This is a genomic window from Tychonema sp. LEGE 07196 (assembly GCF_963890365.1).
GTDB lineage: Bacteria > Cyanobacteriota > Cyanobacteriia > Cyanobacteriales > Microcoleaceae > Microcoleus.
This window is the reverse complement of sequence record NZ_CAWPRX010000167.1, coordinates 24,302-50,134: the sequence shown is the minus strand read 5'-3', so window position 1 is coordinate 50,134 and position 25,833 is coordinate 24,302. Positions and strand designations below refer to the sequence as shown.

The 25,833-nt window shown below is 44.1% G+C and carries 26 protein-coding genes, 1 tRNA gene, 1 pseudogene and 1 riboswitch; of the genes and pseudogenes, 16 read left to right on the top strand and 12 right to left on the bottom strand.

Annotated features, from left to right (window positions below; translation table 11 throughout):
* Window positions 1–131: 131 nt before the first annotated feature.
* Window positions 132–830 (bottom strand): Uma2 family endonuclease, encoded by a 699-nt coding sequence (locus AACV78_RS19345; protein WP_194012079.1) that lies wholly within the window; start codon window positions 828–830, stop codon window positions 132–134.
* 233 nt (window positions 831–1,063) lie between these two features.
* Window positions 1,064–1,210: riboswitch (cobalamin riboswitch) on the top strand.
* 22 nt (window positions 1,211–1,232) lie between these two features.
* Between AACV78_RS19345 and AACV78_RS19340 the strand changes: the two genes are divergently transcribed.
* The 4 genes from AACV78_RS19340 (at window position 1,233) to AACV78_RS19325 (ending at window position 4,437) form a co-directional block, all read left to right on the top strand.
* Window positions 1,233–1,991 (top strand): energy-coupling factor ABC transporter permease, encoded by a 759-nt coding sequence (locus AACV78_RS19340; RefSeq protein ID WP_228042355.1) that lies wholly within the window; start codon window positions 1,233–1,235, stop codon window positions 1,989–1,991.
* A gap of 3 nt (window positions 1,992–1,994) precedes the next feature.
* Window positions 1,995–2,327, top strand: coding sequence for an energy-coupling factor ABC transporter substrate-binding protein (locus AACV78_RS19335; RefSeq protein WP_194012078.1), 333 nt, complete (start codon window positions 1,995–1,997; stop codon window positions 2,325–2,327).
* Window positions 2,324–3,124 carry a cobalt ECF transporter T component CbiQ gene (gene cbiQ, locus AACV78_RS19330; RefSeq protein WP_194012077.1) on the top strand — a complete coding sequence of 267 codons (801 nt, stop codon included), beginning with the start codon at window positions 2,324–2,326 and terminating at the stop codon, window positions 3,122–3,124. The genes AACV78_RS19335 and cbiQ overlap by 4 nt, the downstream gene beginning before the upstream one ends.
* 230 nt (window positions 3,125–3,354) lie before the next feature.
* The gene (locus tag AACV78_RS19325) at window positions 3,355–4,437 is read left to right on the top strand and encodes a DUF2207 domain-containing protein (protein ID WP_194074327.1); all 1,083 of its coding nucleotides are present in this window, start codon (window positions 3,355–3,357) and stop codon (window positions 4,435–4,437) included.
* Window positions 4,438–4,856: 419 nt separating this feature from the next.
* Here the strand turns inward: AACV78_RS19325 and AACV78_RS19320 are convergent, their stop codons facing one another.
* The 3 genes from AACV78_RS19320 to AACV78_RS19310 all read right to left on the bottom strand — a co-directional run bounded on the left by AACV78_RS19320 (window position 4,857) and on the right by AACV78_RS19310 (window position 7,800).
* Window positions 4,857–5,711 (bottom strand): metal ABC transporter permease, encoded by an 855-nt coding sequence (locus tag AACV78_RS19320; protein ID WP_194012277.1) that lies wholly within the window; start codon window positions 5,709–5,711, stop codon window positions 4,857–4,859.
* A 135-nt stretch (window positions 5,712–5,846) separates the two neighbouring features.
* Window positions 5,847–6,602: a metal ABC transporter ATP-binding protein gene (locus tag AACV78_RS19315; protein WP_194012276.1), complete on the bottom strand. Its 756-nt coding sequence runs from the start codon at window positions 6,600–6,602 to the stop codon at window positions 5,847–5,849.
* A gap of 181 nt (window positions 6,603–6,783) precedes the next feature.
* Window positions 6,784–7,800, bottom strand: coding sequence for a metal ABC transporter substrate-binding protein (locus AACV78_RS19310; protein WP_194012275.1), 1,017 nt, complete (start codon window positions 7,798–7,800; stop codon window positions 6,784–6,786).
* A gap of 164 nt (window positions 7,801–7,964) precedes the next feature.
* Here AACV78_RS19310 and AACV78_RS19305 point away from each other — a divergent pair, with 164 nt between their 5' ends.
* The 3 genes from AACV78_RS19305 to AACV78_RS19295 all read left to right on the top strand — a co-directional run bounded on the left by AACV78_RS19305 (window position 7,965) and on the right by AACV78_RS19295 (window position 10,281).
* Entirely contained in the window at window positions 7,965–8,102 is a 138-nt protein-coding gene (locus AACV78_RS19305) for a hypothetical protein (protein WP_194012274.1), read from the top strand.
* A gap of 192 nt (window positions 8,103–8,294) precedes the next feature.
* Window positions 8,295–9,155 (top strand): class I SAM-dependent methyltransferase, encoded by an 861-nt coding sequence (locus AACV78_RS19300; RefSeq protein WP_194012273.1) that lies wholly within the window; start codon window positions 8,295–8,297, stop codon window positions 9,153–9,155.
* 268 nt (window positions 9,156–9,423) lie between these two features.
* Window positions 9,424–10,281 carry an energy-coupling factor ABC transporter ATP-binding protein gene (locus tag AACV78_RS19295; RefSeq protein ID WP_194012272.1) on the top strand — a complete coding sequence of 286 codons (858 nt, stop codon included), beginning with the start codon at window positions 9,424–9,426 and terminating at the stop codon, window positions 10,279–10,281.
* 105 nt (window positions 10,282–10,386) lie between these two features.
* Here AACV78_RS19295 and larC read toward each other — a convergent pair whose 3' ends face one another.
* On the bottom strand, window positions 10,387–11,811 hold the full coding sequence (larC, locus tag AACV78_RS19290; RefSeq protein ID WP_194012271.1) for a nickel pincer cofactor biosynthesis protein LarC: 1,425 nt from the start codon (window positions 11,809–11,811) through the stop codon (window positions 10,387–10,389).
* A 75-nt stretch (window positions 11,812–11,886) separates the two neighbouring features.
* Here larC and AACV78_RS19285 point away from each other — a divergent pair, with 75 nt between their 5' ends.
* Entirely contained in the window at window positions 11,887–12,552 is a 666-nt protein-coding gene (locus AACV78_RS19285) for an L-threonylcarbamoyladenylate synthase (protein WP_194012270.1), read from the top strand.
* Between the two features lie 259 nt (window positions 12,553–12,811).
* Here the strand turns inward: AACV78_RS19285 and AACV78_RS19280 are convergent, their stop codons facing one another.
* Window positions 12,812–13,096 (bottom strand): DUF427 domain-containing protein, encoded by a 285-nt coding sequence (locus AACV78_RS19280; protein WP_194012269.1) that lies wholly within the window; start codon window positions 13,094–13,096, stop codon window positions 12,812–12,814.
* A gap of 97 nt (window positions 13,097–13,193) precedes the next feature.
* Between AACV78_RS19280 and recQ the strand changes: the two genes are divergently transcribed.
* The 4 genes from recQ (at window position 13,194) to AACV78_RS19260 (ending at window position 17,215) form a co-directional block, all read left to right on the top strand.
* Window positions 13,194–15,389, top strand: a complete 2,196-nt coding sequence (recQ, locus tag AACV78_RS19275; RefSeq protein WP_194012268.1) for a DNA helicase RecQ — start codon at window positions 13,194–13,196, stop codon at window positions 15,387–15,389.
* A gap of 570 nt (window positions 15,390–15,959) precedes the next feature.
* Window positions 15,960–16,289: a hypothetical protein gene (locus tag AACV78_RS19270; RefSeq protein ID WP_194012267.1), complete on the top strand. Its 330-nt coding sequence runs from the start codon at window positions 15,960–15,962 to the stop codon at window positions 16,287–16,289.
* Window positions 16,274–16,513 (top strand): DUF2283 domain-containing protein, encoded by a 240-nt coding sequence (locus tag AACV78_RS19265; RefSeq protein ID WP_194012266.1) that lies wholly within the window; start codon window positions 16,274–16,276, stop codon window positions 16,511–16,513. The genes AACV78_RS19270 and AACV78_RS19265 overlap by 16 nt, the downstream gene beginning before the upstream one ends.
* Window positions 16,514–16,582: 69 nt before the next feature.
* A complete protein-coding gene (locus AACV78_RS19260) occupies window positions 16,583–17,215 on the top strand; it encodes a Panacea domain-containing protein (RefSeq protein WP_194012265.1) in 633 nt (210 codons plus the stop codon).
* Window positions 17,216–17,389: 174 nt separating this feature from the next.
* Here the strand turns inward: AACV78_RS19260 and AACV78_RS19255 are convergent, their stop codons facing one another.
* Window positions 17,390–17,998, bottom strand: coding sequence for a PDDEXK family nuclease (locus AACV78_RS19255; RefSeq protein WP_194012264.1), 609 nt, complete (start codon window positions 17,996–17,998; stop codon window positions 17,390–17,392).
* Window positions 17,999–18,190: 192 nt separating this feature from the next.
* On the bottom strand, window positions 18,191–18,736 hold the full coding sequence (locus AACV78_RS19250) for a hypothetical protein (protein ID WP_194012263.1): 546 nt from the start codon (window positions 18,734–18,736) through the stop codon (window positions 18,191–18,193).
* Between the two features lie 192 nt (window positions 18,737–18,928).
* Between AACV78_RS19250 and AACV78_RS19245 the strand changes: the two genes are divergently transcribed.
* Window positions 18,929–20,404: a helix-turn-helix domain-containing protein gene (locus AACV78_RS19245; protein WP_194074326.1), complete on the top strand. Its 1,476-nt coding sequence runs from the start codon at window positions 18,929–18,931 to the stop codon at window positions 20,402–20,404.
* On the top strand, window positions 20,401–21,186 hold the full coding sequence (gene xth, locus AACV78_RS19240; RefSeq protein ID WP_194010909.1) for an exodeoxyribonuclease III: 786 nt from the start codon (window positions 20,401–20,403) through the stop codon (window positions 21,184–21,186). The genes AACV78_RS19245 and xth overlap by 4 nt, the downstream gene beginning before the upstream one ends.
* Window positions 21,187–21,282: 96 nt before the next feature.
* Here the strand turns inward: xth and AACV78_RS19235 are convergent, their stop codons facing one another.
* On the bottom strand, window positions 21,283–21,450 hold the full coding sequence (locus AACV78_RS19235; RefSeq protein ID WP_194010910.1) for a hypothetical protein: 168 nt from the start codon (window positions 21,448–21,450) through the stop codon (window positions 21,283–21,285).
* 21 nt (window positions 21,451–21,471) lie between these two features.
* Here AACV78_RS19235 and AACV78_RS19230 point away from each other — a divergent pair, with 21 nt between their 5' ends.
* On the top strand, window positions 21,472–22,347 hold the full coding sequence (locus AACV78_RS19230) for an SDR family oxidoreductase (protein WP_194010911.1): 876 nt from the start codon (window positions 21,472–21,474) through the stop codon (window positions 22,345–22,347).
* A gap of 142 nt (window positions 22,348–22,489) precedes the next feature.
* On the opposite strand, the gene AACV78_RS19225 is transcribed toward AACV78_RS19230, so the two are convergent.
* Both AACV78_RS19225 and AACV78_RS19220 read right to left on the bottom strand, forming a co-directional pair.
* Window positions 22,490–23,614: an EAL domain-containing protein gene (locus tag AACV78_RS19225; RefSeq protein WP_194010912.1), complete on the bottom strand. Its 1,125-nt coding sequence runs from the start codon at window positions 23,612–23,614 to the stop codon at window positions 22,490–22,492.
* Window positions 23,615–24,066: 452 nt separating this feature from the next.
* Window positions 24,067–24,140 (bottom strand) — tRNA-Pro (locus tag AACV78_RS19220).
* Between the two features lie 93 nt (window positions 24,141–24,233).
* Between AACV78_RS19220 and lipA the strand changes: the two are divergent.
* Window positions 24,234–25,106: pseudogene (gene lipA / locus AACV78_RS19215) on the top strand (lipoyl synthase); the annotation flags it as partial.
* A 174-nt stretch (window positions 25,107–25,280) separates the two neighbouring features.
* Here the strand turns inward: lipA and AACV78_RS19210 are convergent.
* Entirely contained in the window at window positions 25,281–25,484 is a 204-nt protein-coding gene (locus AACV78_RS19210; protein ID WP_194010914.1) for a hypothetical protein, read from the bottom strand.
* Between the last annotated feature and the right edge of the window lie 349 nt (window positions 25,485–25,833).

Genomic DNA, 25,833 nt, shown 5'->3' with positions numbered 1-25,833 from the left:
ATATTCAGACATTCCTGGACGCAAAAATGGGGTTTTTACGGAAAATTATCCGTTGAGGGCGATCGACAATCGCTTGAAAAACCCCGTTTCAGAACGTCAACAGTGCCTCAGTCTTGCACTCTTGAATGCAATCAGCTCAGATTATCTGGATCTACCCCCAACTCCCGCAATCGCTGAGCTAATTGTTCGGCGCGCTGCGATGCTTGTTGGATACGTTCGGCTGATTGTTTTACCTGTTCTTCAGGTGTCAGATAGCGTTTTCCACTGGCATCGTACCAATACAACCACTCCCTTGTCACCCCAGAATAGTTTCCCCTTTCACAACCAATTCCCAAACCTATTTCTGGCATCCAAACTGGATTTTCTGACTGTAACTCGTACTTTCCATTGACTAGCTTGTGTACTTCCAAATGAGGTTTTCGACGGCGGCGGGAAGAATAAATGACGTAATAAAGTATGCCTAAATCTTGATAAATCTCTAATTTTGTGCTGTATTCCTTGCGATAAGTTGGGGAAACAACTTCTAGCACGAAAAGTGGCATGACATTTTCATCCCACAGCACGTAACTGGGACGCAATTCTTCGTCGTAAAACCGTTCTACTCCTAAACTCAAGAAAGCATCTGGGACAATGGCAGGTTCGTCTGGGTGATGGTAAATACCCATATCTATGCCAAAAAACCAGTCCATGCGTTCTGCCCAAAGTATCAGCAAGGTTGCTTTTAACAACCCCGGTATTAGTTCTTGCAGTTCGTTATCCACAGGCGTTTCATCCGAATCTGGTAGTTCGTCGGCTGAGGGCAAGTTCCTCGGCAAGTTGTACTTTAACATTGCGGATTTCCTCAAAACTTACTTAAGATTATAGCCTTTCTCTGTTTGGTGATATTTACCTGGTAATGGTAATTGGTAATTTGTAAATATTATTTATTGAACGAACCGCGAAGACGCTCTTGTCGCGAAGGAGAAGGAGAGAAGAAAAGAGAATAGAACGATGATAGGTAATTTTGATTTACTGAAGTTGAATAATTTTTGTGAAATTTGGGATCGGACTGGCGCGATCGACTATACTAAGCTAATCATTCGGTTCTAATGGGGAGCAGCCATTAGAGGAAACGGGGAAAGTTCGGTGCAAGTCCGGCGCTGTCCCGCAACTGTAATGAAAGCCATGTCGCTTTCTGAGTCAGGATGCCCGCCGATGTGTTTGTTTGCATTGTCTCATCTGCGAGGTACAGAATGAAGGCCGGAAATCGGAAGTTGGTCAGCCTGGGATTGATGGCTGGCTTGAGTTGTTATATTGTCCTCGGTTCGGCAACGCCCGCCGCAGCTATGCACATTTCGGAAGGTTTTTTGCCGGTGCAATGGGCGGCGTTTTGGTGGATAGTGGCGTTACCTTTTTTTCTAGTTGGTTTGCGATCGATCGCCCGCATTACAAAAGAACACCCGGAACTTAAACTGTTGTTAGCTTTGGCGGGCGCATTTACTTTTGTGCTTTCTGCTTTGAAAATTCCTTCGGTAACGGGGAGTTGTTCTCACCCGACGGGTACTGGTTTGGGTGCGATTTTGTTCGGCCCTTCGGTGATGGCGGTACTCGGTGCTTTGGTGCTGCTTTTTCAATCAATTTTGTTGGCCCACGGCGGCTTGACAACGCTGGGAGCAAATATGTTTTCGATGGCAATTGTTGGCCCTTTTGCTGCGTATTTTCTCTATCATTTGCTGTTGCGAACTGGTAGTCAGCGGGCGGCAATTTTTTGTGCTGCGGCTTTGGCAGATTTGCTGACTTATGTGGTGACTTCGATTCAATTAGCGTTAGCTTTTCCCGCAGCTAGCGGTGGTTTTGTAGCTTCGTTTCTCAAGTTTGCTAGCATTTTTGCAATTACTCAGGTTCCTCTGGCTATTAGTGAGGGATTGCTGACTGTATTGGTTTGGAATTGGCTGCATTCCTACGGGAAGCCGGAGTTGGAAACCTTGAAGTTATTGAGACAGGAGTCTTAAGTCATGAGTCAGAAAAATACAAGAAATCACCAATCTACTGCGCGAGAAAATTGGATTTTGGTTGGTGCTGTGGTTGCTCTTGCTGTTCTTCCTCTAGTATTTGTCCGAGGTGAATACGGCGGTGCTGATGGGGAAGCCCAAAAGGCAATTACCGAAATTCAACCGGGCTATGAACCTTGGTTCAATCACTTCTTTAAACCTGCTAGCGGCGAAATTGAAAGTTTGCTGTTTGCGTCTCAAGCGGCGATAGGGGCTGGCGTAATTGGCTACGCGATCGGGCTGTACAAGGGGCGATCGCAATCTCGGCAAAATTCCGATCGCAAAACCTTGGAATGAACCATCAGATTGATAGTCTGGCTTATACAAATCGCTTGCGCGGTTTGCCCCCATCTCACAAACTATCATTTGCGATCGCCCTCTTAATCCTGTCTCTGGTTTCCCATGCAGCGGTGCAGTTGTCGATCGCCCTCTGGTTGACAATCTGGATCGTCGTTTATGCAGGAATTCCAGCAAAACTTTACCTGCGGTTGCTATCATTGCCGCTGCTATTTTTGCTGACAAGTTTGCCTGCATTTGTTATTGGTGGAATTCAGTTAAATCAAATCCAAGCAATTCACTCGGATATTTGGCAAGGTTGGGAGATTAGTATCGCGAATTTTTATCTGTATGTGAGTCGCACTGGCTTATATCAAGTGAGTCTGTTATTCCCGCGCACCTTGGCATCCACAAGTTGTATGTATTTCATCCTGTTGACAGTACCATTTACTGAAACATTGCAAATCCTCCGAAAATTGCGCTTTCCGCCGTTGCTGACAGAACTTCTGTTGTTGATGTATCGGTTTATTTTTAGCTTATTGGCGATCGCCGACGAACTTTGGACAGCCCAAAACTCGCGCTGCGGCTACCGCACTTGGAAACTGGGAATGCGTAGTTTAGGGATTTTAATCGGGCAATTGCTGCAGCGAACTTTGGTAAACTACCGTCAAGTTTCATTGAGTTTAGCCTCGCGCGGCTTCAACGGAGAATTGCGCGTTTGGCATTCTTCCCCTTACAAACCTTCGCAAAAATATACATTTGAAGCCGTATTTGGCTGCACGGTTTTAACTGTGTTAAGTGTAGTATTTCAAAGTTGAGAAGAAATTAGGAAATGAGGAGACGGCAGTGCCGTGTCCCTACCGCGATCGATTGTAGGGACACGGCACTGCCGTCTCCTCTATATTATTCCGGTGCAACCGGAATTGATATGAATTCCCTGCCCGACTGAAGATATGACTTTTATGAACATAATTAATGATTTTTATGAATTGACTCCCCAAGAAACCTGTTGAATAATTGTACTCAACACTTATCTTGTGGAAATCCTATGATAAATAAACGCATCCTCAAAAGAATAGTTTTTTCATTACTAGCATCATTAACCCTACTGTTAGTCACAGTCACTCATGCAACAGCCCAACAGCTACCGTTTTACTGGGATAACATCAATGTTGCGATCGACGTTCAGACAAACGGAGATATGTTAGTTACTGAAACGCAAAAATATGTGTTTACAGCAGCATACAACAATGAACGATATCGTTATATTCCTTTAGATAAGGTCGATGCAATTCAAGATGTGACAGTTGCTGAAAATAATCAAATAATTCCCAGTAGCACTGGAAACGAAAACAATCAACTTTGGATTCGCTGGCAACATGAACTAAAACCGCCAGATTCACATACTTTTGTCATCAAATATCGAGTTGTAGGTGGATTGCAGTTAGATGGTGAGAATACTCTCGTTTATTGGAAAGCCATTGCAGCAGGTCGTAAAGCGCCGATTAATAGCGGAAAAGTTACGGTGCAATTACCCGAAGCTTTGTCAGGGAAAGTTCTCTCGTTTACGAATTTCGGTGCAGCAGCGGTTCCCCGTCAAGTAGATCCGAAAACTTTTGAATTTGTCGCAAGTCAGGCTATTCTACCGGAACAAGAATTAGAAGTGCAAATCGCATTTCCCCAGGCAATTCTGAATATACCTCAACCTGGTTGGCAACAAGGTGGTAATCACGGAGGAGAAGGCTTTTTCATCAATAACATAATAGCTGTAATAATTTTACCGCTAGTTGGTTTGACATTAATATTTTTTCCGTTGATGATTCTTCTCTTTGTGTTGACTTTCAGCGTCATTATTTACCAAGGAATCAACAAAGCAATCAATGATCGACAATGCCCTGAGTGCAAAACGTTCAATCTTAAACGGACTTATCAAGTTTTGATTCCTGCAACTACTAGCACTTCAGGAAACAGGTATGTTACCCATCACTGTGGAAATTGCTCTTACCATCGGGAGTACGAAGAAGTAATTCCAGTCATTATCATTAGTAGCGGTGATGGCGGTGGTGGCGGTGGCGGCGGTGGTGGTGGTGGTGGTGGTGGGGGTGGTGGCGGCGGTGGCGGTGGTGGTTGATATCAACGGGAATTACGCATCACAATCAAAGAAACCGGGTTTTTAGCTAATCTGTGGGCTATGACAAAGTATCGTCGCAAAAAAACCGGTTTCTGACTATTTTTATGGACTGCTTATGATTATTTTAGGGTAGGAAAACGGCATTACCATATCCGAATTTGCTTGGTTTTGATATCAACCGATCGCACTGCCTACAATATCTTATTCCAAATATGACCTTTATAAACTCAATTTATCGTTACCAGGCAGAGCCGGGGAATGCGTATAGCTGGGCGATAGAGTTTCCTTAACCTCTATTTTTATGGAAGTTTGGCTAGCAAATTTGTATGAAAATATTAACTTGGATGTTATACCTAATGCGGCTTAAATACCTAGACGGATTAGGCTTGTCTAAGAGCGGTTTTAACCGCCCACTCTTATTAATGGATCGCCCGTGAATTCCTCGATCTAACCAACAAACCATGTTTCGGAGCAAAAATCATCGCCAACACAAACAGCAGCGTTTGCAAAACAACAATACATCCGCCCGTCGCCCCATCTATGTGATAGCTGATATAAGTTCCCATGACGCTAGAAAATACCCCAGTCGCCATCGCAATTAGCATCATGTGGTCAAAATTATCGCTCAATAAATACGCCGTTGCTCCCGGAGTTACCAACATTGCTACTACTAAAATAATCCCGACAGTCTGAAGTCCCGCCACTGCGGTGAGCGATAGCAAAGATAGCAGCACGTAATAGAGAAACGTGATATTTAAACCGATCGATCGCGCGTGAGTCGAATCAAAACAAAACAAAATTAAATCTTTGCGTAAAACTGCCAGCGTCACTAACGTGATGACACTAATAATTACAGTTTGAACAATATCTGAATCGGAGATACCTAAGACATTGCCAAATAAGATATGCGTCAAGTCTATCGAACTTCTTACTTTAGAAATTAACACCAAACCAAGGGCAAAAAATCCAGTAAACACTAAACCGATGACCGTATCTTCTTTGATGCGAGTTTTCGCTTTGATAAAGCCGATCGCAATTACGGAGCCCACACCAAACACAAACGCCCCCACCGCCAAAGGAATATTCAGCACATAAGCAATCACAACCCCCGGCATCACCGCATGGGAAACCGCGTCACCCATCAATGCCCATCCTTTCAAAGTCATGTAGCACGAAAGCGCCGAACAAACAAGCCCGACTAAAGCGCTGATTAATATTGCTTTTACCATAAACTCATGCTGCAACGGCGCGGCAAACCACTGAATTAAATCCATTATTTCTTCTCCAAATCGACTTGAGTTAACTGAGATCGGACACCACAATCAATAATCCTATAGGGGCGGGTTCGCGATCGGGCATTCAACGTGCAAACCCACTAAAAAATCCTTTGTTGACATTGCTGCAATATCTCAGGTTGAGCGACTTTTGGCAGACGAAAAATCGCCAACGGAACCGCCAAAAGTTCGCGAAAGATTTTCTTCTGTAAACACATCAGAGGTATTTCCATAGGCGAGAATGCTGCGATTAATTAACACTACTTGGTCGCAAAAGGTAGTAATAGACTCTAAATCGTGAGTAGAAACGAGAATTGTATGTCCTGTTTGACGCAGTTCCATCAACAAATCAATCATCATTTTCTCAGTTTTGATATCGACTCCGGCAAAGGGTTCATCCAGTAGCAAAACCGTTGCCTGTTGCGCCAGAGCCCGCGCAAAAAAGGTGCGTTTCTTTTGTCCGCCGGATAACTCTCCGATTTGCCGATCGCGCATCGGCCACATTTCCACCCTTTCCAAGCTTTCTCGCACCACTTGTTTGTCGATAGCTCTAGGAATCCGCAACAGATTCATGTACCCATAGCGCCCCATCATCACCACATCGCGAACATTCACCGGAAAATTCCAATCTACCTCTTCTGACTGAGGCACATAGGCAACCAAATTGCGTTTTTGCACTTGACGAATCGGCAACCCATTAATTAAAATGCGTCCTGTGTTTGGCTTCACAAACCCCATAATCGCCTTGAACATCGTCGATTTTCCCGCGCCATTCATCCCCACCAAACCGCAAATCGTCCCCGCCTTGAGTTGCAGCGAGGCGCTGTGCAAGGCTACTTTGCCGTGATAGGCAACTGTCACATTCTCAAGATTGATGCCGATTTCATTCATCTTTTTTATTTCCCTTAAGTAACTTTACTTAATTAAACGTAAGATACAGATGGCTAAAAAGCTTGCTGTATAAAGATTCTTCCTTCTTCCGTCTTCCGTCTTCCCTCGGACTTCTTCCCTCGGACTTCTTCCCTCGGACTTCTTCCTTCTTCCTTCTTCCTTCTTCCTTCTTCCTTCTTCCTTACTTTCCCTGTAACCCTTTTATCAAAGTATTGACATTGTATTCAAGTAACTTAAGATAGGTTGATGCTGGGCCTTCCGCTGGAGAGAGGGAATCGACATAAAACACGCCAGCAAATTTTGCGCCTGTTTCCTTGGCTACCTGAAGCTGTCCTTGGTTGCTGACGGTACTCTCGCAGAATACAGCAGGTATTTGGTTTGCTTTGACTGTATTAATCACCCGTTCGACTTGTTTCGGTGTGGATTGCTGTTCGGCGTTGACAGGCCAAATATAAACTTCTTTCAAACCGTAATCGTTGGCAATGTAAGAAAAAGCGCCTTCACAACTTACTATGTAGCGTTTGTCCGGGGGAATGGCTGAAATCGCTTGTTTGAGTTTTTCGTCGATCGCCCGAATTTGTTCGCTGTATTTGGCCGCATTTGCGTCATAGGTTGCAGCATTAGCCGGATCGATATTTCCTAAAGCCTTACGAATATTATCAACATAAATCAAAGCATTTTTGGGCGACATCCAAGCATGGGGATTTGGTTTACCTTGATAGGCATCTTCCGAAATATTAACGGGTTGGACTCCCTCGCTCAAAGTAATGTGAGGAACCTTGGGAAAACTGTTATAAAATCGAGTAGCCCAGCGTTCTAAGCTCAAGCCATTATCTAAAATTACATCGGCTTTTTGCCCCCGTGTTAAGTCGCTGGGCGTGACTTCGTAGCCGTGAATTTCCGCCCCTGGCTTGGTAATGGATTCAACAGTTGCCTTGTCACCGGCGACGTTCTGAGCCATGTCTGCCAGGACTGTGAAGGTGGTGAGAATGACTTTTTTATCTTTGTTTCTCAAATCGGTGGCGGTTGGGCCTGAAGCTGGATTTTGGTTGGTTTGAGGCTGGGTCGTCTGAGTGTTGCACCCGCTGAGACCAACTGCCAGCAACAGCCCGAATCCTAGGAGATGATGTTTTTTCCTAGGGGGAGAGTCCGGGAGGGGGAGAGGGAAATTTAGGGTAATTTGACGGTTTTTCCGCATATCTTCAAAAATTCCAAGTGAACTTCGCTACAGTTTGCTGCTGGCGGTACGATCGACCGCCACTATTTTTCATAATCGTTTCATTTTTGACTTTACCACAAAATCACAAAGAATGAAAGGATTATGAAAAATGAAGGAATGCGGGTCCGTGCAGCATCAGTCTTGTGTCAAAGAGCTCTAATAGTGCTATTATCTCGCCAGATAGAGCGGCTGTGATGGCGAAGGGCGATCGAACGTTTGGGGGAAAGTTGGGTGAAAATCCGGCGCTGTCGGCCGACTGTAATGGGACGATCGTAGGCTAGTTAGATTGAGATTTTTTTGATCGCAGATATCAGCAGATAAACACAGATGAACGCTGATGGATTTTTGAGATTTTGATGTCAATTTGTTGCAAAAGTTTGCTTTTTTGGCAGTTCAGTGTTATGAACAGGTATGCAAGGGCTGGGAAGAATTTTAACCCTCCCGGAAATCCTTAAATTAATCTAACTTTCTCAATGTCGAAGCAAAAATCAATCTCTATTTCTAAAGTGACTCGCTACCAAAATGCGGCGCTGAATTACTATTTGGGGTTGACGGATTCGCCGTATCTTCATTACGGTTATTGGAAATCTCTACCTGTGCCCGCTGAGGATCTCACTATCGGGCGGCTGCGTTTTGCTCAGCAAGCTTACACAGATAAACTTTTGGATTTTATTCCTAAAGAAATTAAGACTGTGTTGGATGTTGGGTGCGGGATTGGCGGAAATGCGGCTTATTTGCTCGATCGCGCTTTTGCAGTGGAAGGGCTAGCACCAGATCCGTTCCAACAACAGCGCTTTCTTAAGTGTACGGGCGATCGGGCAGTTTTTCACCTCACTAAATTTGAAGATTTTCAAGCCACCCATTCCTACGATTTGGTTCTCTTGAGCGAAAGTAGCCAATATATGTCTGCTGTCGATATAGCCAAAGGTGCGGCGGCTGTACTCAACCCTGGAGGCTATTTGCTGCTTGCGGATATGATGCGCTCTAATCCTAATTATACAGAGGGAATGTTTTCTAACTGTCATGTTGTCAAAGAACTTAATACTGCCTTATTGCAAGCTGGGTTCACGTTAGTAAAAACTGAGGATATTTCGACTCATATTTTACCGACTATTGATTTGTATGTCGATAGTTTTCGCAGGTATGGACTCAACACAATGATCTATGTGGCGGATTTGATTTCGATCGCAGTTCCGCCCATCCACAAATTCCTGCGCTGGATATTTCGCCGCTGGTTTAAAAAATTAGTGGTTGAAGGATTGGAAGCGAGTAAACTTTTTGAAGAGCATCTTTGTTATGAAATTCAACTTTGGCAGTTGACAGTTAACAATTGACAGTTGTTATCAGTTATTTGTTATTTGTTATTTGTTAGTGGCAAGCAATAACTAATGACTGATGACTGATGACTGATGACTATAGCAATCCTAAATGATTCACAAAATTTGTAGGTAGTGCCAAGAATGCCTACCCTCGATCGGGGAAACCGAGCGGGGGATTGTCCCTACAATAAATTATACAAATGATGTGAGGATTGCTATTATAACAAATAACAAATAACCAATAACCAATAACCAATAACCAATAACCAATAACCAATAACTAATGACTAATTCCTCACTCCCAATTCTCGAATTCGATCGCACTTTCTACTCCTATCCCTGCGGTTCGCGAGTAGCAATTCAGGACTTAAGCCTCAAAGTCCCCGCCGGGAAGCGCTGCGGGCTGATCGGTCAAAACGGCTGCGGCAAAACCACATTTTTCCTGCTAGCAAATGGTTTGTACCAACCGCAACAGGGAATCATTCGCTGGGAAGGTGAACCCTTTCGCTACGATCGCAAATCTCTCACGCAACTGCGCCAACAAATCGGACTCGTCTTTCAAAATCCCGAACACCAATTAGTAGCTTCCACGGTAGAAGAAGATATCTCCTACGGATTGTACAATTTGGGTTTGGCAGAACCGGATATTGCGAGAATGGTGCAAGAGGCGATCGACCAATTCGATCTAAACGAACTCGCCCGCGAACCAATTCACAACCTCAGCTTAGGACAAAAAAAGCGCGTTTCCATCGCCGATATCATGGTTCTCAAACCCAAACTGCTGCTGCTAGATGAACCTACGGCCTATCTCGATCCGCGTCACACTAACCAACTTATCGGTTTGCTGCAACAAATTCATGCAGCCGGAACCACTATCCTTTTAGCAAGTCACGATCTAGATTTCATTTACTCCTGGGCTGATTGGGTGTTTGTGATGGATCGCGGAAAACTGGTTCTAGAAGGCACGCCGGAAACCGTTTTTGCTCAGCGAGATGTCTTGGAACAATTGCAGCTTGGCGTACCGCTGGCGATCGAGCTGATGGAGCAAATAAGGGCGATATTTGAGAAAGACGATCGCTCACAAATCCCCGCTTTCGAGGAATTGCAACAACAAATTTTAGACACGCGCCGACGGATTTAATCAACGGATGATTTACGCACTCCGACTCCAGAAACCGGGTTTTTACCGAATTTGCCGGCTGCGATCGATAATTTAGCCAAAAAACCCGGTTTCGACGCACTAGCATTAAGTGCGATAGTACCAACTTTGCAGCGCCAACCGATGAACTTCCCGCCAACTAACATTTTTTACTCGGGCAATTTCCGCGCAATCTTCGTATTCTGGTTGCACGTTAACAATCGTTTGTCCAGACTTCGCAACTTTTATTTGCACTTCACCGTACTCTGTTGTAACTTTCTGGATTTCTCGATCCAAAATCGTTCTCTGTTGAGTCGATCGCCTAATTCCCAAAGTAGTAGTCTCTCGAAAGATCGCAGCTTCGCAAGCCTCCTCAAATTCGGGATGACAAATCGCAGTTAACAAAACCCCCAGCCGCGACTTTTTCATCACAATTGGCGCAGTAAAAACATCCAGAGCCCCGGCCGCAAACAAAGCATCAAAAACATAGCCGATCGCCTGCGGACTCAAATCATCAATTTGCGTTTCCAAAACACAAATTGTTTCCTCCGAATTGCTAATTGTTAATTGGTAATTTTCTGACTTCTTCCCTCTAACTTTTGTCTTGTAATTTACATCCGTTACATCCGTTAAATCCGTTACAAAAGAAGCGGACGTACCTTCCTTCTCCCCAATCCAGAGGCGCAAAATATTAGGAATTGCCAGATTGCGAGAACCCGCACCCAATCCGATCGCCCGAAGCTGCATCGGAGGCGGCGGGCCAAAAGCAGCAGCGAAAGTACAGGCGATCGCAGTTCCCGTAGGAGTACACAATTCGCGATCGATCCCGTTGCTATAAACCGGCACTCGGTGCGTTTCCCACAACCGCATCACAGCAGGCGTGGGTACAGCCAACCTACCGTGGGCGGCCTTCACTGTGCCGCCACCAGTCGGCATCGGCGAAAAGTAAAACTCGTCAATATCCAACCAATCCAAACCCAAACAAGTACCGACAATATCAATAATTGCATCCGTAGCCCCCACCTCGTGAAAGTGAACCTCGCTTGGGGGGATACCGTGTACTGCAGCCTCTGCATCTGCCAATTTGCCAAATACGGCCAAACTCCAAGCTTCCACGCGCCCGGGCAATTTTGCAGAGACGATGATTTGCTCAATTTCTGGCAAATGGCGGTGATGACTGTGGCTAATTTCGGCATCTGCTTCGCCGTGACTGTGAGAATGTTCTTCCCCGTGATGGTGGTGGTGGCGGTTGTCGAAAGTTGGGGATTCATTTTCCAAGGGATCTAGGGCGGAGTCAGCAGCCGGATTGTCTGATTTTAAGGGCCAATCGGCAGCTATATCGACATAAAATTTAGTTGCTTGTTGAGTATTCCGGTGGACTAATTGGGCCCGCAATTGGTACTCAGTCGAAATGCCGAGTAAGTTGAGTTTTTCGATTAGGTAGTCTAAGGGAACGCCCGCGTGGAGTAGGGCTCCGATACACATATCGCCAGCAATGCCGGTGGGACAGTCAAAATAAGCTATTTTATTCATTATTAGCAATTAATTTTCAACATTGATTGTTTTAGCACATTTGTCGATCGCCCACTTAGCCTACAAAATCTTAACATGGCAATTATTTACGGACTGCATCCAGTTGCACCCCAAAGAGACAGGATCGAGAAGATTGCAAAAGCTCTTAAAGATGGGGCAGTGATGCTTTATCCCACAGATACAGTTTACGCGATCGGCTGCGATCTCAACTCCAAATCAGCCGTAGAACGAGTCAGGCGGATCAAGCAACTATCCAACGATAAGCCTTTAACGTTCCTGTGTTCCTCACTGTCAAATATCACTGAGTATGCGAGTGTCACCGATGAAGCATATCGAATTATCAAGCGGTTAATCCCCGGCCCCTACACATTTGTGCTACCAGCTACTAAGTTAGTGCCCAAATTGGTAATGAGTCCAAAACGCAAAACCACAGGTATTCGCGTTCCCGACCACCCGCTTTGTTTTGCACTTGTGGAAGCCTTGGGAAATCCAATTATTTCCACATCCGCTCACATTACCACTGATGAAGAAGGTACAGCAGCAGTGCCGTCTGGAAAAGAAGAAAGCTTTGGCAAAGCTGAACTTTTTGATTGTTTTTTAAAGTTAGTAGATATCATTGTCGATGATGATTCCGATCCCGGTTATCAAATTTCTACTATTCTCGATTTAACAGCAAGCGAACCAACTGTTGTTCGTCGCGGCTTGGGATGGGAAGCAGCCGCTGCTTGGGTAAAAGATTAAAATTTGAGGGGGCGGCTTAAGTGCAAAAGTCGCACAAAACCCGCCCCAATTTTTTCACTTATCCACTCGTGTGATATCGTTTCCTATTGCATCGGTATTGTTCAAATATTCAAATATTCAAATGTCCAAACAGTCAATAGTCAACAGTTATTTCTGATTGCATTGATCTTGGCCAAATGTCCAAATGTTTAAACAGTCAACAGTCAACAGTCAACAGTCAACAGTCAACAATTATTTCTGAATTCAACCGGAATTGATATCAAGCCTCTACCTTAACTCCTTTCCAAAAAGCAACATATCCTGCAATATTTTTAGCAGCATCTTTGGGAGTTGGATAGTACCAAGCAGCATCCTTATTAACTTCTCCGCCGACTTCCACACTGTAGTAACTAGCAACACCTTTCCAACCGCAAGTAGTGTGAGTGCTGCTATCTTTGAAATACTCGCGGTTGATTGCATCCGCCGGGAAATAATAGTTGTTGTCTACAACTTCGCACTTATCGCTTTCTGCCAAAACGGCACCATTCCAAATTGCTTTCGGCATCGGTTTCTCTGATTAAATTTAGATTCTCAAATATTGTAACTGTATTTGTGCTCAAAAGACCTAGAATAGGGTAGAAGTCAACAACCAATTACTACAAATGTCAGGGTCGAATCCGCCAACATCTCTCGCGCCCTCATCCATCGAACAATCCCTCAAACATTTTTTTGGCTATGACTCTTTCCGCACCGGGCAGCGGGAAATTGTCGAAGCTGCTTTACAAAAACGCGATATGATGATTGTCATGCCGACTGGCGGTGGCAAGTCTTTGTGTTTTCAATTACCGGCTTTGTTGAAACCGGGATTGACGGTGGTTGTTTCGCCGCTGATTGCTCTGATGCAAGACCAGGTGGAAGCTTTGCAGGATAATGGCATTGGGGCGACTTTTCTTAACAGCACTTTGAGCGCGATGGAAACTCGATCGCGCCAAACAGCAATTCTCGAAGGTAAAATTAAATTGCTGTACGTTGCGCCCGAAAGATTGTTGGGTGAAAGATTTTTGCCGTTTTTGGATATAGTAGCAGAAAAGTTAGGAATTTCGGCATTTGCGATCGACGAAGCCCACTGCGTTTCGGAATGGGGACACGACTTTCGACCAGAATACAGGCAAATGCAGCGAGTGCGCGATCGCTACCCAAACATCCCCATTATGGGACTCACCGCCACCGCCACCGAGCGCGTCCGCCAAGACATCATCCAGCAGCTAAATCTGCGAAATCCCTACATCCACGTCGCCAGCTTCAACCGCCCCAATTTATACTACGAAGTTCGCCCCAAAACCAAACACAGTTTTGCCCAAATTTTGCAAATCATCCAAAAAAAAGGCGGTTCGGGAATTATCTATTGCCTCAGCCGCAAAAAAGTTGACGAAATCGCTTACAAATTGCAGCAAAGCGGCATCCAAGCTTTACCGTACCACGCCGGAATGAGCGATGTCGATCGCACAACCAACCAAACCCGCTTCATTCGCGACGACGTGCAAGTAATGGTAGCAACAGTCGCCTTCGGTATGGGAATCAACAAACCAGACGTGCGGTTTGTAATTCACCACGACTTACCCAAAAATCTCGAAGGATACTATCAAGAATCAGGCCGCGCAGGCCGAGACAACGAACCATCCCACTGCACCTTATTTTTTGGATTCGGCGATGTCAAAACCATCGAATACATCATCGAACAAAAACCAGACGAACAAGAACAAAGAATAGCCCGCCAACAGTTGCGGCGAGTAATTAACTACGCAGAATCCAGCGAGTGCCGCCGCACAGTCCAATTAAATTATTTCGGCGATTCATTTCCCGGCAATTGCGGCAATTGCGACAACTGTTGCAACAAAAAGCCAGTAGAAGATTGGACAATAGAAGCAATGAAATTTCTTTCCTGCATCGCGAGATGCCAAGAGAAATTCGGAATGAATCATATTATCGACGTACTGCGCGGCTCAAAAAATCAAAAAATATTGCAATACCAGCACCAGCAACTTTCTACTTACGGCATTGGCAAAGACAGAAGTGCAGAAGATTGGAAAAGATTGAGCCGTTCGCTGATCAATCAAGGTTTATTAGACGAAAAAACCGACGGTTTTCCCATCTTAAAACTCAACGAGAAAAGTTGGGAAATCATGAAACGCCAGCGCACAGTTGAAATTGCCATTGAACCGCAGCGGGAAGTACAGGGAAGAGTGCGGTCTTTGGCTGTAGAAGTCGAAGGTTTATTTGCCATACTTCGCACGCTGCGAAAACAAATTGCCGACGAACAATTTGTGCCACCTTACGTAGTTTTTGCCGATAGAAGCTTGCGAGACATGGCAGAAAAACGCCCGCAAAATCTCACCGAATTTGAGGATGTTTACGGCGTTGGTAGCAATAAACGAAATAAGTACGGCAAGGTTTTTTTAGAGGCAATTCACACTTTTTGTAAAGAACAAGGATTGCCCACAGGTGCTGCACCTTCTGATGTGGTTAATCCTCCCAATCTTGCTAATGTTCCGTCTTATTCGCAGATGCAAACCTGGGAATTGCACAAGCAAGGTGTGACTGTAGAAGTGATCGCCGAAATGCGGGGGATGAGCCAGAATACTATTGCGGGACATTTGGTAGAATTGATGGATACGGGCCGGGAAGTTGATATAAATTTGTTGGTGGAATCGGAACGCCAGCAGGCTATTATACACGCTATTGAAGTTATTGGAGATGAACGGTTGAGAGCGATTTATGATTTTTTACAAGAATGTTATACGTTTGAGGAGATTAAGTTTGTGCGGGCTTGGTGGCGGCAAAATTATGTTAGTTTTTAACCGCAGATGTTGGCTGATGGACGCTGATGATTAATGGATTGGAGGGGGAAATGAGCATCAATAAAGTAGATTTTTTAGATTTTCTGAAAGTGGCTTTTTGAACTAATCTATTTTTCTGATTTTGCCTTACTGGTTGGGGTATCTGGTGTTGACAAAATTAAAATATTTAAGGGAATTTTGAGGTTGACAAAAATAGCGAATGGTGTTTCGTTAAATAGCTGAGGGCAGGATATTACATTTTCGACAATTGATGAGGATGTAGAGTACAAATGGCAAGGGAAGTTTGAAACAAAAAAGTGACGCGAGGGAAATTGTCGGCTCTAAAATCCGGCTGATGTTTATAAAGTTGTGTTTTCTAGTAAGGGTTATGATGAGGCACAGTATTGGCTTTTAGAGGATGAGTATGAAGCCGTGGAAGGGCGGCGCAGAGTGTCGGAGTTGGTTTGAATGATACGGTTCCCAGAGGTCGCGCTTTGTGACAATTTGGGATGTAAGGGCGATCGCTAAACTTATCAGGTAATTATGGTAATCTAAAATTTAGGTAACTAGGACTGGCAAGAATCGAGGAATGTGACAACACAATTTTTCTGTCCATATCTCGATAGTGAGGTTGAACTCACTGAAGAGCGAGAACTACATATTGTCGAGACACATCCCGATTTGCTACCATCTTATCAGGAAAGAATTGCTAAAACTCTAGCTGACCCAGATGAGGTTCGATGTGATTTACGTTTCGGCAATACTCTTCTATTTTCACAGCAGTCTGGTAAGGGTCGCAAGGGTAGGTATGTTGTAGTAGCTGTTGTGAATGATACAGATCCCACACAGCGCTATTGGATCGTGACAGCTTACTTAACAAAAAATGTTACCCAAGGAGAGATAATATGGCAGAAAAATTAACTTTTAAATACGATGCTATTGGGGATATTTTGTACGTCAATAAATGTTCACCTTATGCAGAGCAAGAATCGCAAGAACTAGACTATGGAATTGTAGCTCGTCTCAATCCTGACACGGAGGAAATTGAAAATCTGGAAGTTATGTTTTTCTCAAAGCGGTTGCGAGAAAATAATGTATTTGAATTACCAATTGTCGGTGATTTGCACTTGAGTTATCATGCTTAACAAAGACTGCATTACGTCATTCTTCCGCACTCTTTGCTACAATTATTTAAGTTAGCTCTCAGAACTGCCATGACTCAAGCTACCTCAATCACAACTGAATATCAAATAACTGTAAGTTCTCCAGTCTGGCAAAGAGTTGAGCAAATTGCCGGAGAATTTAACTTGTCGGTTTCTGAACTATTGGAACAGATAGGCGAAGGTCAACTGAAAGTTGTTGCGGTTCCAGCTAATTCGGACAAACTTAGCGATCGAGATATTGCAAATGCTTTCATCTGGTTAGCCGCGCAAACTGATGTAGCAATCAACGTCTACAAGCTACAAAAACTCATGTACTACGCTCAAGCTTGGTATTTAGGAGTTTACGGTAAGTCGCTATTTGATGCAGATTTTCAAGCATGGATTCACGGGCCGGTGATTCCTGATTTATTAGACAAGTATCAACGCCAATTTAGTTGGGAACCAATTAGAGAAAAAATCGAACAACCGAAACTTCCCCAAAAAATTGGGCAATTTATCGAAGAAGTTGCTGAGGCATATTTTGAGTATGATGATGAAACTTTGGAACGAATGATTTGCAGTGAAATACCTTGGCTGGAAGCGAGAGGGGATTTGCCGAGAGATGAATCTTGTCATGCGATTATTTCTCAACAATCGATGAAAAAATATTATTCGGCCCGTGTCAAAGAAGAAACCTCAGTCTAAAATTGTCCCTTGTCAACGGAAACCGCCGGAAAGTCTGGGATTTTCGTTCAAGTACCTGCAAACTCAGAATGAAAAATTCTCAATTCGCGATCGGGATTTGATTAGATAATCATCAGGTTAGCTTTAACAGTGAGAAATTTCTCTATATAGCTATGATAGGAAATTTTGATTTTTTTAGCTCCAATATCTTAATGCTTTATCGTATGCTTCCATTAGTATTTCAGAAGAGGACTCTAGCCAGTGATGCCGGGTATAGCACTTACATGAAAAAATATGATTGCTAAATAAATCTAATGATATCAGAGCTGCAATCCCTATTTTCCCGCATTCAGGGCAGGTGCCCCAAAAATGGTCATATGATCGATATATCCAATCTCCTTGAACATGATCTGTGATATAGAAAAAAAGAACTGAGTATATCTCGGCAGCCTCCCGTGGAACCACTGATTTTGAGTAGTGCCAGTCTTCAGAAATAGGCCAAGCGAATCCACCCTGGTCTAAGTATACTAGGTCGCCAGTTTTACCAGCTAATTGTAAACATTTCAACTCTGCTTCCTCTTCGTGTGCAATTTTTGCATTAGGCTTAATCTCGACCCATAAAGCTAAATCAACTATCCAAAAATCAGGTATATATTGCTTTCCATCTGGAAGCTCAAACATCTGTGGTTCGTACTCCCATTTCACTCCTAGCTCATCCCAGAAGACAGCCCATTGAGCCTCTAACTTAGATCTGAATGTCACCCCATTGTATCTAGTTCGTATTGCTTCTATATCTCTAGCCATCTTGTATTCCCCTTAGTATTCTACAGGACTGCCATTTTCTATTCTGTCTCCATTCAACTAATTTCCCTAAAGAGAGGGTAGCTTTCCATACTACAATTAGTTTATAATTCCCCAAATTAGTTCAGTTAGCTTTACGCTATTGAGATGATAACATCTAAAATGAAAATAATCGCAATCAGGTTTACCAGTACCTTATCGATCGCAAATTAGACTATCACCACCTTTTGCATAGCACTCTTGTCTCATTTTTTGCCTTTGGTTCACAAATTCTTCACCCCTTCGCATTTCATCTTCAAATGTCCAACCTTGTGAATTTTCCAAGGAAATAATTCCCGAATCAATAGCCCCCCATCCAATAATTCCCATCAATATTATTCCAAATATAAAAACAAAACCAGCTCCTGAATCTTTGGGGTCATTTGAAATCATCCATAACATTAAGACTAAATGACCTAAAATACCTGATAATAAACCTCCATAAGGGACAAAAAGTAGGAAGAAGTTTAGAGCTATATAAGCTATGCAAACCTTTACTAGAAACTTATATTTTTTAGGCTGTTGAGATAATGGATCTGAATATTTTAAGGGATCTTTATTACTCACTAGGCAGTTAAGCAAGTAAAAAAATAAAAAAAATCCCAGTATTCCTACTATCATTCCGACTAAAATATACCCAGCCATTACATATTCTAAACCAGGGAAACCTGAAACTATCCACTTACCAAGCGCTCTTTCCATAAGTATTTTAATTTATGGTTAGCATAAATTATTTTCTAAACGCTAAAGTTTGTCAAGCCATATAAAGTCATATTTAGTAGGAACTTTCTCTTAATGACCTGGCCATAAAAAGTCACATTTAGGTGGTCAAGTTTCAAAAAGTTATGCCTACTTAGGTTATAATTAGCTCAAACCCTTGCATCTACGTGACTAATGGATATTGAAGATGCCTTAAAATTTACTGACAATCTAGCTTTAACTACTACGGGAAAACACTTAGATAGCCTGCAAAAAGCTATACTGCGCGGCGCTTGGAACAATCAAAAATATAAAGAAATTGCACAGGAACACCACCGTTCAGAAAAATATGTTAAAGAGGTAGGCTTCAAATTGTGGAAACTTCTATCAGTTGCATTAGGCGAGGAACAAGTATGTAAAGCAAATTTTAGAGCAAAGCTGGAAAATTTACGAGTTTCCAATGTCTCACTCGTCGGGAATGGCTGTATTAATATTCGTAACATCTCCGCAGATACTTTTTACTCTCCAAAAGTCTCACAACCTGAAGCGCAAGACAAGGATAAATTTAACGAAAAAATCAGCAATTCCGAACCTAAAATACATTTTGACTTATCCGATGCACCAGAACCCAACCTATTCTATAATCGTACATCCGAACTTTCCACCCTCGAAAACTGGGTTTTAAGCCGCACCCGCCTCATCACCATATACGGCTTATCCGGTATTGGCAAAACCGCCCTAACACTCCAACTAATCCCACAAATTCAACACGAATTCGATCGCATTATCTGGCGAAGTCTCCGCGACGCGCCACCGCTGGCTTCACTCCAAACCGACTTAATTAAATTCCTCTCCCAGCAGCAAGAAACTAACCCCCCCAACCCCCCCTTATCAAGGGGGGGCGAAGAGATTCAACCTCTTTCTCCCCGGCGCGGCGAAGAGATTCAACCTCTTTCTCCCCCCCTTAGCAAGGGGGGGTTGGGGGGGGTAATCAACTATCTACGATCGCACCGCTGTCTCCTCATCCTCGATGATATCCAAACCATCTTCAGCAGCCAACAACTCGCAGGAACTTACCAACCAGGCTATGAAAATTACGGCGCATTCTTCAAAGAAATAGCAGAATCATCCCACAACAGTTGTTTAATCCTCCTGAGTTGGGAAAAACCTAGAGAAATCGCCGCATTAGAAGGCGAAAACCGCCCCTGCAAATCTCTGCAACTCAACGGTTTAGGCCCGGAAGCACAGGAAATATTCAGAGAAAAAGGATTAGCAGAACCGGAAAAATGGTCACAACTAATCGACCTTTACCGAGGCAATCCTTTATGGTTAAATATAATTGCCACATTAATTCAAGACTTGTTCGGCGGCAGCGTTTCCGAATTCCTCTCCTATGATACCCTATTTTTAGGAGACTTAGAATCACTATTGCAGCAGCAGTGCGATCGCCTAACCGCATCCGAACAACAAGTTATCTCTTGGCTAGCAAGTGCGATCGAACCAGCAGACATCTCAAAAAAGCCAGACAACCTGCAACTATCACCGCCAGAACTCTTGAAAGTCATGCAATCTTTAGGACGAAGGTCATTAGTTGAAACAGTCAAGCAAAACGGGCGATCGCACTTCGCGATCGAACCAGCAATCAGAGAGTACATAACAAACAAGAAATGAAAATCGCCACCTGGAACGTCAACTCAATCCGCACCCGCATCGAACACGTTACTAACTGGTTGCAAACCAACCAAATAGACATTCTCTGCTTGCAAGAAACCAAAGTCACAGACAAAGACTTCCCCCTAGAACCCTTCACAAACCTCGGCTACAACTGTTACATTTCCGGCCAAAAATCCTACAACGGCGTAGCTATTTTTAGCCGATCGCCCATGTCACAAATCAGCACCGGATTTTCCCCCCTTCTCGGCACCGAAACCGCCGGCAGCTTCGACGAACAAAAACGCCTCATAGCCGGGGTTATCGACGATATTTGCATCATCTCCGTCTACGTTCCCAACGGTTCCGAAGTCGGTAGCGAGAAATATGAGTACAAACTGCATTGGCTCAAACTGCTGCAAGAATATCTCAAAATAGCACTAGACAACTCGCCCAACCTGTGCATTTGTGGCGACTTCAACATCGTCCCGGACGATCGAGATATTCACAATCCCAAAGCTGCTGCAAACTCAGTTGGCCTATCAGTAGCCGAACGCCAAGCACTAACAGAAATCATCGAATTAGGACTGAGCGACCCCTTCCGCAAATTCACCTCAGAAGGCGGCCATTATAGCTGGTGGGACTATCGCGCCGCCGCATTTCCCCGCAACAACGGTTGGAGAATCGACCACCATTATCTCAGCCATTCCCTGTACCAAAAAGCAAAAAACTGTACAATAGATATTGCTCCCCGAAAATTAATCAAACCCAGCGACCACACCCCCGTAATTGTCGAAATTTGAATTGTGAGTTATAAATAAGATTAAGGCAAAAGAAACCCGGTTTCTACGATAAATCCTAGGTTTAACAACCAGAAATTTAAGAAACCGGGTTTCTTTCTATAATCCTAAGCGATGCTTGGCAAAATAAACCCGGTTTCTACGATAAATCTTAGGTTTAGCAACTAGAAAATCAAGCAACCGAGTTTCTAAAACCCCTTGCAGAAAATTGCTCATTCCATCCGTTACATCCGTTACAAAATCCGCTGCCGAACTTCCTTCTCCCATAACAATAAACCCCAAAAAATCATGTTCTTAGTAACCGGAGCAACAGGTGCCCTAGGCCGCCGAATAGTACGAGAAATCAGACAGCAAGACAAGCCTGTCCGCGCCTTTGTTCGCCTCGCATCTCGCTACTCGGAACTAGAAAACCGAGGCGCAGAAATTTTTATCGGCGACTTAAAACAAGACAAAGATATTAAAAAAGCCTGCCAAGGAGTCCAGTACATCATCAGCACCCACGGCACAGGCGGCGACGTTCAAGCAGTACACTACCGCGCCAACATAGAACTGATCGACTGCGCCAAAGAAGCCGGAGTTGAGCATTTTGTCTTTATTTCTGTACTGGGAGTCGATCGCGGATACGAAGATTCAGCAGTATTCAAAGCCAAACGAGAAGTCGAAAAATACCTGCAAAACAGCGGATTAAACTATACCATTTTGCGGCCGGCCGGTTTTGCTTCCAGCCTGCTGCCGCTAGCAGAAAGATTTCGAGAAACCGGACTTTACCTGCTGATTGGCGACGCCAAAAACCGCACCTCCGTTGTCAGTACCGACGACTTAGCAAAAATTGCCGTAGACTCGGCAACAGTCGAAGGCGCGCGCAACCAAATTTTAGCAGTCGGCGGCCCCGATGTTCTGAGCAGAGACGACATTGCCCGAATTTTCGGACGCTTGTTCAATCGCGAACCTGTGGTAATTAACCCGCCCTTGGTTGTGTTTGACGGCTTGCGAAATGTCTTGGGTTTGTTGAATCCTCAAGCTCAAAAAAGCTTAGGAACTTTGCGGGTATTGTTGGGTAACGAGTTTTTCTGCACTCCCGAAGAAGTGCAAAATTTGGAGTCTATCTACAACATGAGAATGGAATCCCTAGAAAGCTTTTTGCGGCGCAATTTAAGCGTTTAATATTTTCTAATTTTCTGGCTTTCTCGTTACCAGGCTCTGCCTGGTAATGAATATCTAGAGGCTCTGTTTGGAAATTTGATCGTTTTGCTGGAGACCGATCCAGATGCTCTGCCGGGGTACCAATAAGCCATAGAATACCATTTTAAACGGACAGAGAAACAGGTTCAGCACCGCCAATAGATTTGGTAACTGCGATGGGTGGAGAACAAGGCTTAGCAATCAAAAAACCTTGAACAAAATCCGCTCCCCGCTGTCGCACCCACTCTAACTCCTCCACAGTTTCCACACCTTCAGCAACAGTTTTAATCTGTAATTGAGCGGCAACTTCTAACATTTTTTCAGTAATTAGTGCCTTATAAAAATCTTGATGAACGTTGCGAATTAATTGCATATCCAACTTTAGAAAATCCGGCCGCAACTGGTGCATCAAATTTAAATTAGAAGAACCGCTGCCAAAATCGTCCAAGGCAATTAAAAATCCCGCTTCTCGGTAAAACCTCAGAATCTTAATCAAGTGATCCATATCGGGAGGGTGCTGAGATTCCGCTACTTCAAAAACAATATTGCTGTGAGGAATTCCCGATTCATCAATAGCCTGCACCGTCATTCGCAGGCACGTAGCGGGATCGTAAACAGCAGTAGGAGAGAAATTAATAAAAAGCAGTTCTTCGATTTCGTGTACCTTGGCTTCGCGAATAGCGCGAGTCCGGGCTAAAGCATCTAGTTGAAAAATTATACCTGCTGATTCAGCTTGACCAAAAATCCGACCCGGAGGAATTAAGTTTCCTTGCTCGTCAATACCTCGGAGTAGCGCTTCATGGGCAAAAATATTAGAAGTATCTGACGTATAAACAATGGGCTGAAAATGTGTAGTAATTCTTTCTTCGTACAATAAATCTAACAGCCAATCAGAATTGCTGAAGTTAATAAAAGAGTCTAAGGAAGTGCTGCGATAAAAATCGCTAAATTGCGGCTGTTCAACTTCCCGCATCCACAAAGCTTTTGTATCTTTCAACTCTTGATTTGTCAACACCGAGGCCGCTAGGGCGCTAAAGTTTTCTTTTGCTATTCCCTCCAGGGTAATGTACAAACACTTGCTCTCCTCTAAAAGCTGGAATTCAAGTTTTGTCCCCCTCAGTGCAGAAATAACCTTGTTCAGCGTGTGCGACACTGGAAACCACAGGTATAAGCCTCCGCGACCCTCTATTTTTTGGGGTACTGTTTCGCAGCGAGAGCAGGAGCCGAAGGCTTTGCCACTTCTTTGCACTAGAATATCCTCCGATTTTTGGATTAATTTTACAATTATTAATATAATATTGGTTACAATTGTAAGCCTATTCAGCTATTAATATATCTACCTCAAGGTGTAAATATTGATTAAGAAATCGTTAAGAATTACTATGGCAGTGTTTTTACTTGCCTCTGGTTTCAAACCTTGGTAAAATTTCTCAGGATCGATCGGGTACATACAATCAAACACAGTCTCGAATCTCAACAAAGAGAGAATATTCAGACTTGCTCTCTACTCTCTACTGCTGCTCTGATTCTTGACAAATTATTCTCTACATTGCTTTGCAAAAATAACCGTTACAGTTGATTTTTAGAGTCAAGGGGGATGAACAGCCCGATCTACAATTTCAGCTCACTACAAGTATAGACAGCCGGACGATCGCCCGAAACAAACTTACTGGCTGCAGAATATCAAATTTAATTTTAAAATCGGGATGACAGGATTTGAACCTGCGACCCCCTCGTCCCGAACGAGGTGCGCTACCAAGCTGCGCTACATCCCGAATTTAGTCATCACATTTTACGATATCACATTCAATTCCAAATTCACCAAGCTCGTATATAATAATTTGTAAAACACTACTCAGGCGGAGACAGGCGTGACAGTTAAGCCCCAGTGGTTGCGAGTTAAAGCCCCCCAGTGGGAGCGCGTCGGCAACGTCAAAGAAATTTTGCGGGATTTATCCCTGAATACGGTTTGCGAAGAGGCGTCGTGCCCCAACATTGGGGAATGCTTCAACGCGGGTACTGCGACATTTTTGATTATGGGCCCGGCTTGCACCCGCGCCTGTCCTTACTGCGATATCGATTTTGAGAAAAAGCCCCAAGCTTTAGATCCGACGGAACCCGAAAGATTGGCGCAAGCTGTGCAGCGGCTAAAACTGAATCACGTTGTGATTACTTCTGTAAACCGGGACGATTTGCCGGATGGGGGCGCGTCTGTGTTTGTCGAGTGCATTCAAGCGGTACGATCGACAATGCCCGATACAACCATAGAAGTTTTGATTCCCGACTTGTGCGGCAATTGGCAAGCTTTAGAAATTATTCTCGCAGCCCGCCCCGATGTACTCAACCACAATACCGAAACCGTAAAGCGACTTTACCGGAAAGTGCGGCCGCAAGGAAAGTACGATCGCACGCTGGAACTTTTACAGCGCAGCCGCCAAATCGCACCGGGAGTTTACACCAAATCCGGGATCATGGTGGGACTGGGAGAAACAGACAGCGAAATTCGGGAGGCGATGCAGGACTTGCGGGCTGTCGGCTGCGATATTTTGACAGTTGGACAGTATCTGCAACCGACTCAAAAGCACTTGAATGTAGAAAGTTTTGTGCCGCCCGAACAGTTTGATGCTTGGAGAGAGTTTGGCGAATCTTTGGGATTCTTGCAAGTTGTTGCTTCTCCCTTAACTCGCAGTTCGTATCACGCCGAACAGGTGAAGGATTTGATGAAACTTTACCCGCGCTAGCAATTTGAACTCGCGGTGCACTCGCGATCGATCGGGCGCTAGCTCATATCATGTGCGATCGATTACCATCAAAAAAGGGTTTGTAGTGCGGACTCGCATTCCGCAGTCTGAGAACAAACTGAAGTCCGCACGCGCGATCCAAGAGTGCGTGCGGTTAATCTAGCGCACGCCGTATCAAACCCGATCGACCTCCGGTAACAGCAGGAACAACCAGCCCCCGTCCAAGGGCGAGTGCAAAAAACTCGGTTTCCGATGCCGTTTCTCTTGGGTGAGGTTGAACCAGAAGCCACAGCCCACAGCAAAATAATTATCGGCTGCTGTTTCCTCAAAAAAAGCGACTCCGGCAAAAAACCTCGAACGATCGAGTTTTTTCCTCAAATTATCAGTTTAATACCATTTTTCTAAAATCGTGCAACACTCTTCGACCCCCCCTAGCCCCCCCTTGTAAAGGGGGGGGGACAAGAACACTGTTGCATTCTTTTTTAAAATTGGTATAAATCCTAAATTTTTGTCGGGAAACCCGGTTTTTTCGTCAGCCGCCACTCGGTATTGAAAATAAGATCAACTCTGAACCTCATATTCTGCAAGGGATTAAACTTCCATCCACAGCAGGTATTTAGTGGATCCCGCCGAGTTATATAAAGTTTTATTAAAAAAATCCTTAATTTTCCGAAGTGATCGGGAACCAGGTTATTGGTGATGAAGATTAACTTAACTTCTGACGAAC

Bases quoted from the DNA above. Each gene is read 5' to 3' on its own strand.
- AACV78_RS19295 (WP_194012272.1), top strand. From the start codon at position 9,424: ATGACTAATTCCTCACTCCCAATTCTCGAATTCGATCGCACTTTCTAC.
- AACV78_RS19235 (WP_194010910.1), bottom strand. From the start codon at position 21,450: ATGGGAGAAGGAAGTTCGGCAGCGGATTTTGTAACGGATGTAACGGAT.
- AACV78_RS19345 (WP_194012079.1), bottom strand. From the start codon at position 830: ATGTTAAAGTACAACTTGCCGAGGAACTTGCCCTCAGCCGACGAACTA.
- AACV78_RS19300 (WP_194012273.1), top strand. From the start codon at position 8,295: ATGTCGAAGCAAAAATCAATCTCTATTTCTAAAGTGACTCGCTACCAA.
- AACV78_RS19255 (WP_194012264.1), bottom strand. From the start codon at position 17,998: ATGGCTAGAGATATAGAAGCAATACGAACTAGATACAATGGGGTGACA.
- AACV78_RS19325 (WP_194074327.1), top strand. From the start codon at position 3,355: ATGATAAATAAACGCATCCTCAAAAGAATAGTTTTTTCATTACTAGCA.
- AACV78_RS19280 (WP_194012269.1), bottom strand. From the start codon at position 13,096: ATGCCGAAAGCAATTTGGAATGGTGCCGTTTTGGCAGAAAGCGATAAG.
- AACV78_RS19315 (WP_194012276.1), bottom strand. From the start codon at position 6,602: ATGAATGAAATCGGCATCAATCTTGAGAATGTGACAGTTGCCTATCAC.
- AACV78_RS19335 (WP_194012078.1), top strand. From the start codon at position 1,995: ATGAGTCAGAAAAATACAAGAAATCACCAATCTACTGCGCGAGAAAAT.
- AACV78_RS19310 (WP_194012275.1), bottom strand. From the start codon at position 7,800: ATGCGGAAAAACCGTCAAATTACCCTAAATTTCCCTCTCCCCCTCCCG.
- AACV78_RS19230 (WP_194010911.1), top strand. From the start codon at position 21,472: ATGTTCTTAGTAACCGGAGCAACAGGTGCCCTAGGCCGCCGAATAGTA.
- AACV78_RS19245 (WP_194074326.1), top strand. From the start codon at position 18,929: ATGGATATTGAAGATGCCTTAAAATTTACTGACAATCTAGCTTTAACT.
- AACV78_RS19320 (WP_194012277.1), bottom strand. From the start codon at position 5,711: ATGGATTTAATTCAGTGGTTTGCCGCGCCGTTGCAGCATGAGTTTATG.
- cbiQ (WP_194012077.1), top strand. From the start codon at position 2,324: ATGAACCATCAGATTGATAGTCTGGCTTATACAAATCGCTTGCGCGGT.
- AACV78_RS19285 (WP_194012270.1), top strand. From the start codon at position 11,887: ATGGCAATTATTTACGGACTGCATCCAGTTGCACCCCAAAGAGACAGG.
- xth (WP_194010909.1), top strand. From the start codon at position 20,401: ATGAAAATCGCCACCTGGAACGTCAACTCAATCCGCACCCGCATCGAA.
- larC (WP_194012271.1), bottom strand. From the start codon at position 11,811: ATGAATAAAATAGCTTATTTTGACTGTCCCACCGGCATTGCTGGCGAT.
- recQ (WP_194012268.1), top strand. From the start codon at position 13,194: ATGTCAGGGTCGAATCCGCCAACATCTCTCGCGCCCTCATCCATCGAA.
- AACV78_RS19250 (WP_194012263.1), bottom strand. From the start codon at position 18,736: ATGGAAAGAGCGCTTGGTAAGTGGATAGTTTCAGGTTTCCCTGGTTTA.
- AACV78_RS19340 (WP_228042355.1), top strand. From the start codon at position 1,233: ATGAAGGCCGGAAATCGGAAGTTGGTCAGCCTGGGATTGATGGCTGGC.
- AACV78_RS19260 (WP_194012265.1), top strand. From the start codon at position 16,583: ATGACTCAAGCTACCTCAATCACAACTGAATATCAAATAACTGTAAGT.
- AACV78_RS19265 (WP_194012266.1), top strand. From the start codon at position 16,274: ATGGCAGAAAAATTAACTTTTAAATACGATGCTATTGGGGATATTTTG.